The sequence below is a fragment of the Erwinia sp. BNK-24-b genome, from assembly GCF_047456155.1.
In the GTDB taxonomy this organism is placed as follows: Bacteria; Pseudomonadota; Gammaproteobacteria; order Enterobacterales; family Enterobacteriaceae; genus Erwinia; species Erwinia phyllosphaerae.
In genome coordinates this window covers 787,852-803,451 of sequence record NZ_CP179901.1, presented here as the reverse complement: position 1 = coordinate 803,451, position 15,600 = coordinate 787,852, and the positions used below count along the sequence as shown (strand labels likewise).

At 55.7% G+C, this 15,600-nt stretch carries 17 protein-coding genes and 1 pseudogene; 3 read left to right on the top strand and 15 right to left on the bottom strand.

Annotated elements, in window-relative coordinates:
* Nucleotides 1-8: 8 nt before the first annotated feature.
* The 11 genes from ACMGGR_RS03690 to cysG all read right to left on the bottom strand — a co-directional run bounded on the left by ACMGGR_RS03690 (nucleotide 9) and on the right by cysG (nucleotide 8,961).
* A complete protein-coding gene (locus ACMGGR_RS03690) occupies nucleotides 9-635 on the bottom strand; it encodes a protein-L-isoaspartate(D-aspartate) O-methyltransferase (protein WP_246761813.1) in 627 nt (208 codons plus the stop codon).
* Nucleotides 629-1,390: a 5'/3'-nucleotidase SurE gene (surE, locus tag ACMGGR_RS03685; RefSeq protein ID WP_246761811.1), complete on the bottom strand. Its 762-nt coding sequence runs from the start codon at nucleotides 1,388-1,390 to the stop codon at nucleotides 629-631. The genes ACMGGR_RS03690 and surE overlap by 7 nt, the downstream gene beginning before the upstream one ends.
* A gap of 86 nt (nucleotides 1,391-1,476) precedes the next feature.
* On the bottom strand, nucleotides 1,477-2,514 hold the full coding sequence (gene truD / locus ACMGGR_RS03680) for a tRNA pseudouridine(13) synthase TruD (RefSeq protein ID WP_414148191.1): 1,038 nt from the start codon (nucleotides 2,512-2,514) through the stop codon (nucleotides 1,477-1,479).
* Nucleotides 2,511-2,990 carry a 2-C-methyl-D-erythritol 2,4-cyclodiphosphate synthase gene (gene ispF / locus ACMGGR_RS03675; protein ID WP_246761913.1) on the bottom strand — a complete coding sequence of 160 codons (480 nt, stop codon included), beginning with the start codon at nucleotides 2,988-2,990 and terminating at the stop codon, nucleotides 2,511-2,513. The genes truD and ispF overlap by 4 nt, the downstream gene beginning before the upstream one ends.
* Complete coding sequence (ispD, locus tag ACMGGR_RS03670; protein WP_246761807.1) at nucleotides 2,990-3,700, bottom strand: 2-C-methyl-D-erythritol 4-phosphate cytidylyltransferase; 711 nt, start codon at nucleotides 3,698-3,700, stop codon at nucleotides 2,990-2,992. The genes ispF and ispD overlap by 1 nt, the downstream gene beginning before the upstream one ends.
* Nucleotides 3,701-3,703: 3 nt before the next feature.
* On the bottom strand, nucleotides 3,704-4,009 hold the full coding sequence (ftsB, locus tag ACMGGR_RS03665; RefSeq protein ID WP_246761806.1) for a cell division protein FtsB: 306 nt from the start codon (nucleotides 4,007-4,009) through the stop codon (nucleotides 3,704-3,706).
* Between the two features lie 203 nt (nucleotides 4,010-4,212).
* Entirely contained in the window at nucleotides 4,213-4,530 is a 318-nt protein-coding gene (locus ACMGGR_RS03660) for a DUF3561 family protein (RefSeq protein WP_246761804.1), read from the bottom strand.
* A gap of 55 nt (nucleotides 4,531-4,585) precedes the next feature.
* Nucleotides 4,586-5,191 (bottom strand): adenylyl-sulfate kinase, encoded by a 606-nt coding sequence (cysC, locus tag ACMGGR_RS03655; RefSeq protein ID WP_246761802.1) that lies wholly within the window; start codon nucleotides 5,189-5,191, stop codon nucleotides 4,586-4,588.
* On the bottom strand, nucleotides 5,191-6,618 hold the full coding sequence (cysN, locus tag ACMGGR_RS03650) for a sulfate adenylyltransferase subunit CysN (RefSeq protein WP_414148190.1): 1,428 nt from the start codon (nucleotides 6,616-6,618) through the stop codon (nucleotides 5,191-5,193). Before cysN ends, cysC begins: the two co-directional genes overlap by 1 nt.
* 9 nt (nucleotides 6,619-6,627) lie before the next feature.
* Complete coding sequence (gene cysD, locus ACMGGR_RS03645) at nucleotides 6,628-7,536, bottom strand: sulfate adenylyltransferase subunit CysD (protein ID WP_246761798.1); 909 nt, start codon at nucleotides 7,534-7,536, stop codon at nucleotides 6,628-6,630.
* 9 nt (nucleotides 7,537-7,545) lie between these two features.
* Nucleotides 7,546-8,961, bottom strand: a complete 1,416-nt coding sequence (gene cysG / locus ACMGGR_RS03640; RefSeq protein ID WP_414148189.1) for a siroheme synthase CysG — start codon at nucleotides 8,959-8,961, stop codon at nucleotides 7,546-7,548.
* A gap of 252 nt (nucleotides 8,962-9,213) precedes the next feature.
* Here cysG and ACMGGR_RS03635 point away from each other — a divergent pair.
* Nucleotides 9,214-10,220: pseudogene (locus ACMGGR_RS03635) on the top strand (aminopeptidase).
* Nucleotides 10,221-10,229: 9 nt separating this feature from the next.
* Complete coding sequence (locus tag ACMGGR_RS03630) at nucleotides 10,230-10,514, top strand: YciI family protein (RefSeq protein WP_246761793.1); 285 nt, start codon at nucleotides 10,230-10,232, stop codon at nucleotides 10,512-10,514.
* A gap of 88 nt (nucleotides 10,515-10,602) precedes the next feature.
* Here the strand turns inward: ACMGGR_RS03630 and ACMGGR_RS03625 are convergent, their stop codons facing one another.
* Both ACMGGR_RS03625 and ACMGGR_RS03620 read right to left on the bottom strand, forming a co-directional pair.
* On the bottom strand, nucleotides 10,603-10,965 hold the full coding sequence (locus tag ACMGGR_RS03625; protein WP_414148188.1) for a hypothetical protein: 363 nt from the start codon (nucleotides 10,963-10,965) through the stop codon (nucleotides 10,603-10,605).
* Between the two features lie 156 nt (nucleotides 10,966-11,121).
* Nucleotides 11,122-11,442: a hypothetical protein gene (locus tag ACMGGR_RS03620; RefSeq protein ID WP_414148187.1), complete on the bottom strand. Its 321-nt coding sequence runs from the start codon at nucleotides 11,440-11,442 to the stop codon at nucleotides 11,122-11,124.
* A gap of 619 nt (nucleotides 11,443-12,061) precedes the next feature.
* On the opposite strand from ACMGGR_RS03620, the gene ACMGGR_RS03615 reads away from it, so the two are divergent.
* Nucleotides 12,062-12,523, top strand: coding sequence for a hypothetical protein (locus ACMGGR_RS03615; protein ID WP_414148186.1), 462 nt, complete (start codon nucleotides 12,062-12,064; stop codon nucleotides 12,521-12,523).
* Between the two features lie 588 nt (nucleotides 12,524-13,111).
* Here the strand turns inward: ACMGGR_RS03615 and cysH are convergent.
* Entirely contained in the window at nucleotides 13,112-13,843 is a 732-nt protein-coding gene (cysH, locus tag ACMGGR_RS03610; protein ID WP_414148185.1) for a phosphoadenosine phosphosulfate reductase, read from the bottom strand.
* 13 nt (nucleotides 13,844-13,856) lie between these two features.
* Complete coding sequence (gene cysI / locus ACMGGR_RS03605; RefSeq protein ID WP_246761781.1) at nucleotides 13,857-15,572, bottom strand: assimilatory sulfite reductase (NADPH) hemoprotein subunit; 1,716 nt, start codon at nucleotides 15,570-15,572, stop codon at nucleotides 13,857-13,859.
* Nucleotides 15,573-15,600: the final 28 nt, after the last annotated feature.

Below are 15,600 nucleotides of genomic sequence, written 5' to 3'. Positions count from 1 at the left end.
CGGGTAACTCAGGCCAGTTCGCCCTGCACAAGCGGAACAAAGCGCACCGGCTCAATCGTTTCGACCAGAAATTCGCCGTTTTTACGGGTAATGCGCTTTAGCTCCTGCTGCTCATCGCCTACCGGTAATACCAGCACTCCGCCCTCTTCCAGCTGGTTCATTAATTCCAGCGGGATTTCCGGTGGCGCGGCGGTCACGATAATGGCGTCAAAAGGGCCGCGTGCGGGCCACCCCAGCCAGCCATCGCCGTGGCGCGTTGAAACGTTATGCAGATCGAGCTGTTTTAAACGCCGCTTGGCCTGCCACTGCAGGCCTTTGATCCGTTCGACGGAGTAAACGTGTTCGACAAGATGGGCGAGGATCGCCGTTTGATAGCCGGAACCAGTGCCGATTTCCAGCACGCGGGAGTCAGGCTTTAATGCCAGTAGCGAAGTCATTCTCGCCACGATATAGGGCTGGGAGATGGTCTGGCCGGAGCCGATGGGCAGCGCCATGTTATCCCAGGCTTTATGTTCAAAGGCTTCATCAACGAAGCGCTCGCGCGGCACGGCCTCCATCGCTTTTAACAGCGCTTCGTCAGTAATGCCCTGCTGACGCAGCTGCGCTAACAGGGTTTCTATGCGGCGAGTCACCATTCGCTTGCAACCTCAGCACTGGCTAACCATGAAGCAACGACCTCCTGCGCGCCATGGGCAGTCAGGTCAACATGGAGCGCGGTAACCGATACGTAGCCTTCATCGACGGCAGCAAAATCCGTATCCGGGCCGGCATCAAGCTTTTCACCAGGCGGGCCGATCCAGTACAGCGTATGGCCGCGTGGATCCTGCTGTGGAATGACCTGATCGCTGGGATGGCGACTACCGCAGCGGGTAACGCGGATGCCTTTGATCTCGCTTAACGGTAAGTCCGGCACGTTGATATTCAGGATACGGCCGGTGCGCAGCGGTTCACGCTGTAGCGCACGCAGAATAGAACAGGTTACCGCTGCCGCAGTATCGTAATGCTGATGGCCGTCAAGAGAGACGGCTATTGCGGGCAGGCCCAGATGACGGCCTTCCATCGCCGCCGCCACGGTGCCGGAATAGATGACGTCATCACCCAGGTTTGGCCCGGCGTTAATGCCGGAGACCACGATATCAGGTTTGGGACGCATCAGCGCATTGACGCCCAGATAGACGCAGTCGGTCGGCGTCCCCATCTGGACGGCGATATCGCCGTTGGGATAGCTGAAGGTGCGCAGCGGCGTTTCCAGCGTCAGCGAGTTAGACGCGCCGCTGCGGTTGCGATCGGGCGCGACTACCTGCACCTCGGCAAACTCACGCAGCGCAGCGGCCAGCGTTTGAATGCCCGGCGCATGAATACCGTCGTCATTACTCAGCAAAATTCGCATCTGATAACCTCTTGATTCTAATCTGCGAGCTATCATATCACTCCCGGAAGCATCCTGCCGCCGCTGCGCATTTTTTCGTGACGGCTCTACTCGCCTACCTCTGCTTCACCGTGCGGCTGGTTAAGCAGTTCACGCACCAGGCTGGTGGCAAAGCTGCCCGCCGGTAGCCAGAAAGCCAGCTCGACGGTAACGTCATCCCACCAGTTCCAGCGCAGATCGCGCGGCACGACCAGCAGCGCGCGGCGCGCCGCCTCGACTTTTTCACGTTCCAGCAGCGCAATCAGTGCAGCCTCATGCGCCAGGCTTTGCTGTTCAAAAGCCAGGGCTTCGCCTTTGCTGCCCCAGTCGCCGCTGCCCGGCAACGGTGCCGTTATGCGCAGCTCATTATTGTCCGTGCGCACCTGAAGCGTCGTCAGCTCGGCTTCCTCTGCCACAAACCAGCTGCCGCGACCGGTAAGCTGTAGCGCATCGCCAGGCATCACTTTGGTGAGCGATCCCTGTTTCGTCAGCCTGTCGCTGGCTACCTGATTAAACAACGCGCTGCGGGCGGCGGAAAGCAAAAAGCTGCGTTTGTTACGTTCGCGTACGCGAATTTCATCTGCTGCCCAGCGCTTCGCCATCGTCAGATTGTTGTTGTCGTGCCCGAAACGCTGCTCGCCAAAATAGTTGGGAAAGCCGCTTTCAGCGACCTGCTGCAAACGTTTCTCCACGTCAGCTCTATCAGAAACCTGGCGTAAAATCAGCGTAAACGCGTTGCCTTGCAGCGCGCCGGTACGCAGCTTGCGGCGATGGCGCGCGCTTTCCAGCACTTCACAACCTTCCAGTTGCAGGCTGTTGAAGTCTGGCGTTTCTTTACCGGGAATGCGCAGGCAGAACCACTGTTCGGTCACCGCATGACGGTCTTTCATCCCGGCAAAGCTGACGTCGCGCGGATGAATACCGGCAAACTTGGCCAGTGCTTCCGCGACAAAACGAGTGTTACAGCCGTTTTTGCGAATGCGAACCAGCACCTGCTCGCCGTCGCCGTCTGGCCGATAGCCGAGATCTTCTACCACCAGGAAATCTTCCGGGTTCGCCTTTACCACACCGCTGGCAGCGGGTTGACCATAAAGCCAGGCGGTCACGCGCTTGCCTTAGTCAGCAACGCAACAGCTTCACAGGCAATGCCTTCACCACGGCCGGTAAAGCCCAGCTTTTCGGTGGTGGTGGCTTTGACGTTGACGCAATCCATGTGGATACCCAGATCTTCTGCGATATTAATGCGCATCTGCGGTACGTGCGGCAGCATTTTTGGTGCCTGAGCAATAATGGTGACGTCAACGTTGCCCACGGCGTAGCCTTTTTTCGCAATCTGCCGCCAGGCTTCGCGCAGCAGCTCGCGGCTGTCGGCACCTTTATAAGCGGCGTCAGTGTCCGGGAACAGCTTGCCGATATCGCCCAGCGCCGCCGCGCCCAGCAGCGCGTCGGTCAGCGCATGCAGCGCCACGTCGCCGTCGGAATGCGCCAGCAGTCCTTTTTCATAAGGAATTCGCACGCCGCCGATAATTAACGGGCCTTCGCCGCCAAACGCGTGAACATCAAAACCGTGGCCGATACGCATCATGCGCTCTCCTTATTGTGTAATTGAGTCAGATAAAAAGCGGCCAGCGCCAGATCTTCCGGCCGCGTTACCTTAATGTTGTCGCTACGGCCCATCACCAGCTGCGGATGATAGCCGCAATACTCCAGCGCCGAGGCCTCATCGGTAATGGTAGCGCCTTCCTGCAGGGCTCGCGCCAGGCTGTCATGCAGCAGCGCAAGCGGAAACAGCTGCGGCGTCAGCGCATGCCACAAAGCTTCACGCTCTACCGTGTGCGCAATGGCCGGATCGTCCGGTTTTGCACGCTTCATGGTATCGCGCACCGGCGCGGCCAGGATCCCGCCGACAGAACTGGTTTCGGTAATGGCCAGCAGGCGAGTAAGGTCGTCAAGATGTAAACAAGGACGTGCGGCATCGTGTACCAGCACCCAATGCGCCGTGGAGGCAGCTTTAAGTCCGGCCAGCACCGAATCGGCGCGCTCTTTGCCGCCGACCACCCACTGTACGCGGGGATCGCTGGCTATCGGCAGCGTAAAGAAATAAGGATCGTCCGGACTGATAGCAACGATAATCCGTTTCACCGCGGGATGCGCAAGCAGGCCAGCGATGGAGTGTTCCAGAATCGTCCTGCCACTGATGGTGAGGTATTGCTTGGGACAGACCGCCTGCATACGGCTGCCGATACCGGCAGCCGGTACTACGGCAATCACGTCAGAACCTGCGCTAGTCATGTTTTATCGTTGTTGATTGGCCTGCGCGTTTTTACTGCGATCCGGCACAAGGCGATAGAAGGTCTCACCGGGCCTGATCATGCCCAGCTCATTGCGTGCGCGCTCCTCGATAGCTTCGGAACCGCCGTTTAGGTCGTCGATTTCCGCAAACAGCCGATCGTTGCGCGCTTTTAATTTGGCGTTACTGCTTTGCTGCACCGCGACGTCATCGTTAACGCGCGTATAATCATGTAGGCCGTTCTTGCCCAGCCAGAGCGAATATTGCAGCCAGCCGAGTAGCACAAGTAACAGCAGCGTAAGTTTTCCCATCTCCGCCCCCTGAAAAACGGCTCAATCATCCCATAACTTCTCTTCCGACTCCACTCCGCCCGCGAAATAGCGATCGTTTGGCGAATCGGTAAGCGTTCCCTGCCTGTAAAATGGCTTTTGCAGGCAAACTTCTGTTACCACCAGGTGCATTCAGAAATCAGATTTTGCCGCCTTCAGGGCAAACCTTTCGGCAACGGCGTGGCTCACCAGCCGCTCAAAAGCGTAAACAGCAGCCAGAAGAGGCCGATGACCACCACCACGGTGAGCAGCAGCGTCCAGATCAGATGACCGCGCAGCAGTACGCTGGCGACGATACCGACCAGCACCGAAACCGGCAGCAGCGCCAGGAAGAAAGGCCAGGTATAGAGGAAGAAGAACAAGGTGTTAGAGCCGTAGAGCATGAAAGGGATCGCGAGCGCGAACCAGTAGCAGGCAAAGCCTGCTACTCCACCGGGAAAAGACCAGGAAGGTTCTTCCTGGTTGTCATCTTTGCGGGCCAGCATTGGCGTAACGTTATGCATAAGTATCCTGTTGACGCGTAATACGGCCGCTCTGAGGCGTTTTGCCGTGGCTATCTCAGGCTTTGATGATATCGTGCTGGCGTAGCAGATCTAACACTTGAAGGCGCAAATTTGTTACCAATTGTTCGCCATCCAGATGAATTTCCGGCCGTTCTGGCGCCTCATAAACGGCATCGATTCCGGTGAAATTACGCAGTTCGCCCGCGCGTGCTTTTTTATAAAGTCCCTTGGGATCGCGCGCTTCGCAAATGGCCAGCGGCGTATCGACAAAAACTTCAATAAAGCGCCCTTCCCCTACCATATCACGCACCATCTGGCGTTCTGCACGGTGCGGCGAGATAAAGGCGCTCAGCACGATTAAGCCGGCATCGACCATTAGCTTTGCCACTTCGCCTACGCGGCGAATGTTCTCTTTACGATCGCTCTCGCTAAAGCCCAAATCGCGGCAAAGGCCGTGGCGCACGTTGTCGCCGTCCAGCAAATAGGTACTGACGCCAAGCTGATGCAGCGCCTGTTCCAGTGCACCGGCAACGGTAGACTTACCAGAGCCGGAAAGCCCGGTAAACCACAGTACCGCGCCCTGATGACCGTGCAGCTGTTCGCGCTCCGCACGCGTTACCGCGTGCGAATGCCAGACGACGTTTTCGTCATGAGCGGCCATTATTGACCGCCTGACAGATCGCGTGCGCCCCATTGTGGGAAATGACGACGTACCAGCGCGTTAAACTCCAGCTCAAAGGCGCTGAATTCGCCGCTTGCCTGTATCGCATCTTCTTTCGCTTCGCGGATCATCCCTGCACCGACCGTGACGTTGCTGAGCCGATCGATAAAGATCATGCCGCCGGTCACCGGATTCTGCTGATAGTTATCCAGCACCATCGGCTCATCAAAGGTCAGATCCACCAGGCCGATGCCGTTCAGCGGCAGGCTTTCGACTTCGCGACGGTCCAGACTGTTAATTTCAACCTGATACTGAATGCCTTCAACGCGCGCGCGGGTTTTCTTACCGGCGATTTTAATATCGAAGCTTTGACCCGGCACCAGCGGCTGCTCGGCCATCCAGACCACGTCTACGCTGGCCGACTGCACGGGTTTCAGCTCGGCGCTGGCGTCCACCAGCAGATCGCCACGGCTGATATCAATCTCATCTTTCAGTACCAGCGTGATCGCTTCGCCAGCCTGCGCTTCTTCAAGATCGCCATCAAAAGTCACAATGCGGGCAACGGAAGATTCTACGCCGGAAGGCAGCACTTTCACGCGCTGGCCGACCTTCACAAAACCTGATGCCAGCGTACCGGCGTAGCCACGGAAGTCCAGGTTAGGACGGTTCACGTACTGTACCGGGAAGCGCATCGGCTGCTGCTCGACAATGCGTTTCACCTCAACGGTTTCCAGCACGTCCAGCAGCGTTGGGCCGCTATACCAGCTCATCGCCTGGCTGGGCGCGGCAACGTTTTCCCCTTCCAGCGCCGACAGTGGCACAAAGCGGATATCCAGATCGTTCGGCAGCTGTGCGGCAAAATCCAGATAGTCCTGTTTGATCTGCTCAAAGGTCGCTTCGCTGTACTCGACCAAATCCATCTTGTTAACGGCAACAATCAGGTGCTTGATACCCAACAGCGTAGAGATAAAGCTGTGGCGACGCGTCTGGTCCAGCACGCCTTTACGCGCGTCGATCAGCAGAATAGCCAGGTCGCAAGTTGATGCGCCGGTAGCCATATTACGCGTGTACTGCTCGTGTCCCGGCGTATCGGCGATAATAAACTTACGCTTTTCGGTTGAGAAATAGCGGTAGGCCACGTCGATAGTGATGCCCTGCTCGCGCTCGGCCTGCAGGCCATCCACCAGCAGCGCCAGATCCAGCTTTTCGCCCTGGGTGCCGTGACGCTTGCTGTCGTTATGCAGCGAAGAGAGCTGATCTTCATAAATCTGGCGCGTATCGTGCAGCAGACGACCAATCAGCGTGCTCTTGCCATCGTCGACGCTGCCGCAGGTCAGAAAACGCAGCAGGCTTTTATGCTGCTGAGCGTGTAGCCAGGCTTCCACGCCGCCCTGGTCGGCAATTTGTTGTGCAATGACGTTGTTCATCTCGGCTCCTTAGAAATAACCCTGGCGTTTCTTCAGCTCCATCGAGCCGGACTGATCGCGGTCAATGACGCGCCCCTGACGTTCGCTGGTGGTCGATACCAGCATCTCTTCGATGATTTCCGGCAGCGTTTGCGCTTCGGATTCCACCGCACCGGTCAGCGGCCAGCAGCCTAACGTACGGAAACGCACCATGCGCTGCTCGATGGTTTCGCCTGGCTGCAAATCGATACGGTCATCGTCGATCATCATCAGCATGCCGTCGCGCTCAAGAACCGGACGAGGTGCGGCCAGGTACAGCGGAACGATTTCGATATTTTCTAAAAAGATGTACTGCCAGATATCCAGCTCGGTCCAGTTGGACAGCGGGAACACACGAATGCTTTCGCCTTTATTGATCTGGCCGTTGTAGTTGTGCCACAGCTCAGGGCGCTGGTTTTTTGGATCCCAGCGGTGAAAGCGGTCGCGGAAAGAGTAAATACGCTCTTTCGCACGGGACTTTTCTTCATCACGGCGAGCACCGCCGAACGCGGCATCAAAGCCGTACTTGTTCAGCGCCTGCTTTAACCCTTCGGTTTTCATAATGTCGGTATGCTTGGCGCTACCGTGCACAAAGGGGTTAATGCCCATTGCCACGCCTTCCGGGTTTTTATGCACCAGCAGTTCGGCACCAATCGCTTTCACCGTACGGTCGCGGAACTCGTACATTTCGCGAAACTTCCAGCCGGTGTCCACATGCAGCAGCGGGAAAGGTAGTGTGCCCGGATAGAAGGCTTTACGCGCCAGATGCAGCATTACCGAAGAATCTTTCCCGATAGAGTACATCATCACCGGGTTGCTAAATTCTGCCGCCACTTCACGGATGATATGGATACTTTCCGCTTCCAGTTGACGCAGGTGGGTGAGTCGTTTTTGATCCATAACTTTTCCTCAAGCCAAATTCACAACGGCGGAATCACGTCCGTCCCGCTGTGCTGAATGTTGAAACCACGCCAGCTGCTGATGCAGATTAACCACTTCCCCAATCACTAACAGGGCTGGCGTTGGCGCACGTTGTGCGAGTCCTTCTAATTCCTGTAGCGTGCCGATCAGTACCTGCTGGTCCTGACGCGTGCCGCGGCCAATCACCGCTACAGGCGTCTGCGCATCGCGGCCGTGGGCGATAAGCTGCGCTGAGATTTCAGCGGCTTTTACCGTGCCCATGTAGATAGCCAGCGTCTGGCGCGCACGGGCCAGCGAAGGCCAGTCCATCTCTTCGCCATCGGCGCGGCAGTGTCCGGTAATAAACAGCACGCTCTGTGCATGGTCGCGGTGCGTCAGCGGAATACCGGCGTAGGCCGTTGCGCCTGCTGCTGCGGTCACCCCCGGCACGACCTGGAAAGGAATGCCCGCTTCCACGGCGGCCTGTAGCTCTTCGCCGCCACGGCCGAAAATAAAGGGATCGCCGCCCTTCAGGCGCACCACGCGCTTGCCCTTTTTGGCCAGCTCAACCAGCATGCGGTTGGTTTCTTCCTGCGGCACGCTGTGCGCGCTGGCGCGTTTACCCACGCAAATGCGATCGGCGTCGCGACGCACCAGATCGAGAATTTCATCGCTGACCAGATGATCGTAAAGCACCACGTCCGCCTGCTGCATCACCTGAAGGCCGCGCAGGGTCAGAAGCCCGGCATCGCCGGGGCCTGCGCCTACCAGGATGATCTCACCCTGACCTGCTTCCGGATTGTCCAGCTGGCTGGCAAGCGTACGTTCCGCTCCTTCCAGATTGCCGGAGGCGACCTGGCTGGCAAACAGACCGCTGAAGGCCGTTTCCCAAAAGCGTCTGCGCTGCGACATTTTGCCCAGCCGCTGTTTAACTCTGTCACGCCAGCTACCGGCAATAGCGGCCATCTGGCCCAGATTTTGCGGCAGCAAAGCTTCTATCTTTTCACGCAGCAGACGGGCCAGTACGGGCGCGGTGCCGCTGGATGAGATAGCGACCACTAAGGGCGAACGGTCGACAATCGAGGGAAAAATAAAGGAGCATTTAGGCTGATCGTCAACCACGTTAGCCAACAGCCTGCGCTCGCTGGCATCGTCAAAAACGCGGCTGTTGAGCTCGCTGTCGTCGGTGGCGGCAATCACCAGATAAACCAGGTCGAGCTGCGTGCTGTGATACTCGCTGGCGATCCACTCTACTTCGCCGCTCTGCTTCAGCGACAGCAGCTCTTCGCACAGCTCACGGGCAGCAATCTGCACGCGCGCGCCTGCACGACGCAGCAGTTCAATTTTACGCGCGGCAACATCGCCGCCGCCGACCACCAGCACCGGTTTATTTCGGATGTCTGCAAAAAGGGGAAGATAATCCACGTCAGCCTTGCTAAATAACAAAAAGTTAACGCGACTATAGGGCGGCGAAGGAGCCTTATGAAATTACTAATTGGAATGAGTAGTTCCCGAATGGAATAACGTGACGGCAAAGCTTCGCACAAAATGTGCTTAACAGATGGATTTTAGCGGCTTTAAGAGAGATTGTAATTGTGCGTTGCGGGTCACACTTTCATACTTAAGCCGCAAAATATTTTCGCCGTTTCGTCACAGGATGACGACTAAGGACATAACATGTTTTCCCGACTCCGCCTGGGCATGCTGAGCGCGTTGCTTGCCTGCGGTGCATTTTTTCCTCTTCATGCGGCGACCAAAGATGGTCAGTTCGCCGAGCAGCAGTTGCGCCACATTGCGACCTATTTTCCAGGCCGCATGGCCGGAAGCCCTGCCGAGATGCTCAACGCCGACTATTTACAGCAGCAGTTCCAGCAGTGGGGCTATGCGAGCAATAAACGAGATTTTACTACACGCTATCAGTATAAATCACAGGATGGCCACGTTAGCGAGCACAACGTTACGGCTACGTCGGTTATTGCCGCCCGGGCTGGCGACGTCCCGCAACAAATAGTGATTCTGGCGCAGGCCGACACTTATCTGCCGCAAAGCGACAGCGATCGACAAAAAAACCTTGGCGGCCTGACCTTACAGGGCGCAGACGATGACGCTTCAGGCCTGGCGGTCATGCTGGAGCTGGCAGAACAGCTGAAGTCGGTGCCGCTGCATTACGGGCTGCGTTTTGTGGCGCTGAGCGGCGAATCGCTGCACGGCGAAGAAGATTATCTGGCGCGCATGACGCCGGAAGAGAAAAAGCACACCTTGCTGGTCATTAAGCTCAATGGCCTGCTGACCGGCGATAAACTCTTTTTTAACAGCGGCGCCAATACGCCGGAACCGGTGGCGCGTCAGACCCGCGATCGCGCGCTGGCGATTGCCCGGGCCGCAAATATTACTGCCGCCACGCTGGGCAAGATAGTGAAAAAAGAGCCTGCGGTAGACGTCTTCGATAAGGCCGGTATTCCGCTGTTGAGCGTCCGGGCCGCAAACTGGGGAAAAACGGCCAGCGCTTACGTACCACTAACGCCCATTTCCCGGAAGGTAGCTGCCAGCGACGTGCCGACTGCGATAACCTTGCTTATCTGGATCGCTGGCTGCCGGGTCGCATTACGCATCGTACGCACGACAGCGTAAAAATCCTGCGGCCTTTGATTCGCGAATTAGCCAACCCTCAACCCGAGCCGTAAGGAGCGCCCGTGTATATTGTGAGTCTGACCTACAACCGTCCGATGGAAGAAGTAGAAGCCGCGCTGGCTGCGCATATCGCGTGGCTGGACGACTACTTTGCCGATGGCACTTTTATTGCCGCAGGCCGTAAAGATCCGCGGACCGGTGGCGTCATCCTGATAAAAGATATCCCTCAGGCGCGCCTGGAGGAAATTCTGGCAGAGGATGCTTTCCAGAAAGTAGCCGATTATGAAGTTACAAAGGTTAACGTAACGCGCGGCTCAGCGGACTTTTCTGCACTGGTTGGTATGTGAAATTCAGGCCAGTTGGGAAGAAACTACAAAGCCCTTTTTTCCTGTCTGGCCCCCTTCTCAGCCCTGCAACAGCGCACTCGTCACAGACTTACTGGCTTTGCTTACTGTCATTAATCGCCTTCTGTACCGCCTGCTCAACCTGAACTGCCGTAAGCGTAATACTCATGCTGTCCAGCTTGGCTGCTATACGGTTAAAATCGTCACGGCTGGTCGAGCGCAGTGACGATATCTCATCACGTACCCGGGTAAACTGGTTCTGTGCCTGTGCAAACTGGTTTTGCACCTGTGCAAACTGGTTCTGTACCTGTGCAAACTGGTCCTGTACCTGGGTAAACTGATCCTGTACCTGAGTATATGCGGCCCACATCATCGCTCCACTGGTAAGCAACACGCTGCCTGATATTTTCAGGGCATTTTTGAAGGTCAGGGGACTATCAGGTTGAATTGTCATAACGCGATCCTCTAATCAAATGATGTCCTTTTCAGCGATATAATGAAGGGGTTTCCTTTTCAACGTTATATCGCGTGTCGCCATCAATATTTTCCGTGGCAGGCCGTTTTCTCCTGGCTAATTCTGATCTTCCCAATTCTGCAACAGCGCACAGGCTTACTGGCTTTGCTTACTGTCGTTAATCGCTTTTTGTACCGCCTGCTCAACCTGAACGGCCGTAAGCGTAATACTCATGCTGTCCAGCTTGGCTGCTATACGGTTAAAATCGTCACGGCTGGTCGAGCGCAGTGACGATATCTCATCACGCACCTGGGTAAACTGGCTCTGTACCTGTGCAAACTGGTCCTGCACCTGGGTAAACTGATCCTGTACCTGAGTATATGCGGCCCACATCATCGCCCCGGTGCTCAGCAGCACGCTGCCTGATATTTTCAGGGCATTTTTGAAGGTCAGGGGACTATCAGGTTGAATTGTCATAACGCGTTCCTCTAATGAAATGACTTCCTTTTCAGCAACATACCGAGTGTCGCTATCAACATTTTCCATAGTACCATTAAACCGAGCACAAGGTTAAACTTTACCCTATCTGGCTGGAAAATAAGCATCGACTGCACTTATAACCGTCCTTTAGCTCTAAAGTAATCGTACACCTTAGAGGCCTTGAAAAACTTTTGCTCTCTACAGGTTACACAGGCCACCGGAAACGCTCATAACCCCTCCATTCCCGGCCTGGGCCGGTAAATAAGAACACAGGGAAGTGATAACCCGTGATCGGTAGAATTTTACACTGAGCTGAAAAAGTCCCTTTATATTATTGATTTCATCATCCTTTAAAAGAAATTAATTATTTCACTGCGAGCCTCCTCGCAAATAATTAACTTCTCATTTCACAGTTGCTCATTATTTATTGAGCAGCATTCCATATTTAAAAACCACTTATTTATTTAAAGGAAAAAGGGAAACTTCGCATTGACCACAAAGAGAAAAAGAATAGAGTAGGCAGGCGTCGGATAAAAACGGCGGCATTAAATAGCGAGACTCGGCAGTGTTGAAGCACTGACGAGCCTCTGACCACAATGTTATGAGGACTAACACTATGGCTGTGAAACAGTTTACCCAGACTCGCCCCGAGTTTACAAATTTTTCATCACTTCCTGCGGGAATGGACTTTATTGACCTGGCGGAATATAACGAGCGACTCGTTTCCGCCTTAATGGAGACGGATAATGACATGGAACGCCTTGCGCTTTTTAAAAAGCTTACCGCCAGCTTTGAGAAATTACGGTCAATTTATCAGGAGCCGGTTCCCGATAACCGTATTATGCAATTAACAACAGGTGACGTTACTACACTCCGTAATACGCCTTTTATTACAGAGCCTGAAACCCTTACCGACTATTGCCAGGCTTTAACGCAGGTATTAATGAGCGGCTCCGTCAGTGGGGAAACGCAACGGGAACTGCTCTGCCTGCTGTTCGAGCTGGTGAACTTTCAGGTCGATGACCTGAAAGCACCGCGCTATATAGAAACCTATGGAGGCCTGGTACAGGTCCGGTAAGGTTGTGGGAACTCAATGCAGCAATTTCATTGCTGATGCACTGCTACGAGCCTGTGGCAGCTTTTACAGCGACATAATTGCTAACCAGCAGCAAGGGCTGGTCGGATAAGCGAACCGTCTGGCGCATGGACGCGCCAGGCGAGCCTTTAGGAAGGATTCACGGCGAGTCCGCGTTCCGACCTGCCCTTGCAGCCTGAGCCCGATCTCACAGCGACCTTTTACAGCGGCTCAATCGCTAATGATTTGCACCGCTCTCGCAGCGCCTTTCACAGCGACTCAATCGCCTAACCAGCAGCGAGGGCTGGTCGGATAAGCGGACCGTTTGGCGCATGGACGCGCCAACCGAGCCTACAGGGATGTATTCACGGCGTGTCCGCGTTCCGACCTGCCCTTGCAGCCTGACCCCGATCCCGCAGCGACATTACACAGCAACTCAGCCGCTTATGCCGCCTGCCACCAATCTCACAGCGTCCTTCCACAGCGGCTCAATTGCTAATGATTTGCCCCGATCTCACAGCGACTTTCCGCAACGGCTCAATCGCTAATGATTTGCACTGCTCTCACAGCGACCTTCCGCAACGCTTACCGCTACTCGTGCAGCCCGCACTCGCGCTTCAGACCGAAGAAGCGCGTTTCCTCTTCCGCCATGCCCGGCTCCCACTTCTTCGTGGTATGCGTATCCCCTACCGACAGATAACCCTGCTCCCACAGCGGATGGTAACCCAGGCCATGCTCCTGCAAATACTGATAAACCTGGCGGTTGTCCCAGTCGATAATCGGCAGCACCTTAAATACGCCGCGCTGGATAGCCAGCACCGGCAGATTAGCGCGGCTGCTGGACTGATCGCGACGCAGACCGGCGAACCACGTCTGCGCGTTCAGCGTTTTCAGCGCCCGGTTCATCGGCTCGACTTTGTTAATGTCGTTATAGCGCTCAATGCCTTCCACGCCCTGCTCCCACAGCTTACCGTAGCGCGCTTCCTGCCACGCCGCGCTCTGCTCTGCCCGGAAAACCTGCAGATTCAGCCCCAGCTTGTCGGTCAGTTCATCAATAAACCGATAGGTCTCCGGAAACAGATAGCCGGTATCGGTCAGAATAACCGGAATACCCGGCTTCACCTGAGAAACCAGATGCAGGCTTACCGCCGCCTGAATACCAAAGCTGGAGGAGAGCACAGCTTCACCCGGCAGGTTTTCCAGCGCCCAAACCACGCGATCCTGCGCCGACAATTTTTCCAGCCGGGTATTGATTTCCGCCAGCGCCATTACGCGCTCAACTTTAGGTAATTCGTTCAGTGCCGAGAGATCGAGTACAGCCATTGCACGCCTCCGCTTATGCCCAGAAATCACGAGCCGGATCGAGAACCGGTGCCACTATGCCAGCACGGATAGTGAAATCGCCAAAGCCTTCTTCCGCTTCGCGTTCTTTTGACCAGCGATCCAACAAATGATCAAGGGTAGTTAAAATTTCATCTTCGGTAATGTTCTCACGATACATACGCGGAATGCGCGTGCCGATACGGTTACCGCCAAGATGCAGGTTATAGCGGCCTGGGGCCTTGCCTACCAGCCCGACCTCGGCCAGCAGCGCGCGGCCACAGCCGTTAGGACAGCCCGTCACGCGCAGCACGATGTGCTCATCGCCAACGCCGTGCGCGGTCATCAACTCTTCCACACGGGTAACAAATGACGGCAGGAAACGTTCCGCCTCGGCCATCGCCAGCGGACAGGTAGGAAACGCCACGCACGCCATTGAGTTCTCACGCTGTGCGGTAACGCTTTCCATCAGACCGTGTTCACGAGCCAGCGCTTCAATTGCCGGTTTGTCCGTTTCCGGCACGCCCGCCACAATCAGGTTCTGGTTAGCGGTCAGGCGGAAGTCGCCCTTATGCACTTTGGCAATCTCCGCCAGCCCGGTTTTCAGCGGACGGCCAGGATAATCCAGCAGGCGACCGTTTTCGATAAACAGCGTCAGGTGCCAGTTATTATCAATGCCTTTCACCCAGCCAAAGCGATCGCCACGAGTGGTAAATTCATAAGGACGGATCGGCTCAAAGGTCAGGCCAGCGCGACGCTCCACTTCCTCTTTGAAAGTTTCCACGCCCACGCGCTCCAGCGTGTATTTGGTTTTGGCATTTTTACGATCGGTACGATTACCCCAGTCGCGCTGCGTGGTTACTACCGCTTCCGCCACGTCGAGAATTTTTTCGACCGGCAGATAGCCAAACTCGCTGGCGGTACGCGCGTAGGTTGCTTTGTTGCCGTGATCGATAGAAAGGCCGCCGCCCACCAGCAGGTTAAAGCCGACCAGCCTGCCGTTTTCTGCAATAGCGATAAAGTTCAGATCGTTAGCGTGCAGATCGACATCGTTATGCGGCGGCACCACCACGGTCGTTTTAAACTTACGCGGCAGATAGGTTTCGCCCAGGATCGGCTCTTTATCGGTGGTAGCGACCTTTTCCTGATCCAGCCAGATCTCTGCGTAAGCACGCGTTTGCGGCAGCAGATGTTCGGACAGCTTTTTCGCCCACTCGTACGCTTCCTGGTGCAGTTCAGACTCTATCGGGTTAGAGGTGCACAGCACGTTGCGGTTCACGTCGTTAGCCGTTGCCAGCGCGTCCAGACCAACTTCGCTCAGCATCTGGTGTGCAGGCTTAACGTTGCCTTTCAGAATACCGTGGAACTGGAAAGTCTGGCGGTTGGTCAGACGGATACTGCCGTAAATAGTATTATTTTCGGCAAACTTATCGATGGCCAGCCACTGCGTTGGCGTGATGATGCCGCCTGGCAGACGGCAGCGCAACATCATAGCGTGACGCGGCTCCAGCTTCTGCTCGGCACGTTCGGCACGGATATCGCGATCGTCCTGCTGGTACATGCCGTGAAAGCGGATCAGCAAAAAGTTGTCGCCGGTAAAACCGCCGGTCAGGCCATTTTGCAGATCTTCGCTAATGGTGCCACGCAGATAGTTACTCTCTTTCTTCAGGCGTTCAGCGTCGGTCAGTTTACCTTCTACCACCAGCGGGCCGGGATGCTTTTCATTGCTCATAAGGCTGTCTCTTTAAAATTTGTTAATG

What these genes read in the sequence shown, in the direction of transcription:
- ACMGGR_RS03690 (WP_246761813.1), bottom strand. Translation starts at nt 635, where the DNA reads ATGGTGACTCGCCGCATAGAAACCCTGTTAGCGCAGCTGCGTCAGCAG.
- ACMGGR_RS03620 (WP_414148187.1), bottom strand. Translation starts at nt 11,442, where the DNA reads ATGACAATTCAACCTGATAGTCCCCTGACCTTCAAAAATGCCCTGAAA.
- ispD (WP_246761807.1), bottom strand. Translation starts at nt 3,700, where the DNA reads ATGACTAGCGCAGGTTCTGACGTGATTGCCGTAGTACCGGCTGCCGGT.
- ACMGGR_RS03625 (WP_414148188.1), bottom strand. Translation starts at nt 10,965, where the DNA reads ATGACAATTCAACCTGATAGTCCCCTGACCTTCAAAAATGCCCTGAAA.
- surE (WP_246761811.1), bottom strand. Translation starts at nt 1,390, where the DNA reads ATGCGAATTTTGCTGAGTAATGACGACGGTATTCATGCGCCGGGCATT.
- cysN (WP_414148190.1), bottom strand. Translation starts at nt 6,618, where the DNA reads ATGAACAACGTCATTGCACAACAAATTGCCGACCAGGGCGGCGTGGAA.
- cysH (WP_414148185.1), bottom strand. Translation starts at nt 13,843, where the DNA reads ATGGCTGTACTCGATCTCTCGGCACTGAACGAATTACCTAAAGTTGAG.
- cysI (WP_246761781.1), bottom strand. Translation starts at nt 15,572, where the DNA reads ATGAGCAATGAAAAGCATCCCGGCCCGCTGGTGGTAGAAGGTAAACTG.
- ACMGGR_RS03615 (WP_414148186.1), top strand. Translation starts at nt 12,062, where the DNA reads ATGGCTGTGAAACAGTTTACCCAGACTCGCCCCGAGTTTACAAATTTT.
- cysC (WP_246761802.1), bottom strand. Translation starts at nt 5,191, where the DNA reads ATGGCCGCTCATGACGAAAACGTCGTCTGGCATTCGCACGCGGTAACG.
- cysD (WP_246761798.1), bottom strand. Translation starts at nt 7,536, where the DNA reads ATGGATCAAAAACGACTCACCCACCTGCGTCAACTGGAAGCGGAAAGT.
- ACMGGR_RS03660 (WP_246761804.1), bottom strand. Translation starts at nt 4,530, where the DNA reads ATGCATAACGTTACGCCAATGCTGGCCCGCAAAGATGACAACCAGGAA.
- ispF (WP_246761913.1), bottom strand. Translation starts at nt 2,990, where the DNA reads ATGCGTATCGGCCACGGTTTTGATGTTCACGCGTTTGGCGGCGAAGGC.
- ftsB (WP_246761806.1), bottom strand. Translation starts at nt 4,009, where the DNA reads ATGGGAAAACTTACGCTGCTGTTACTTGTGCTACTCGGCTGGCTGCAA.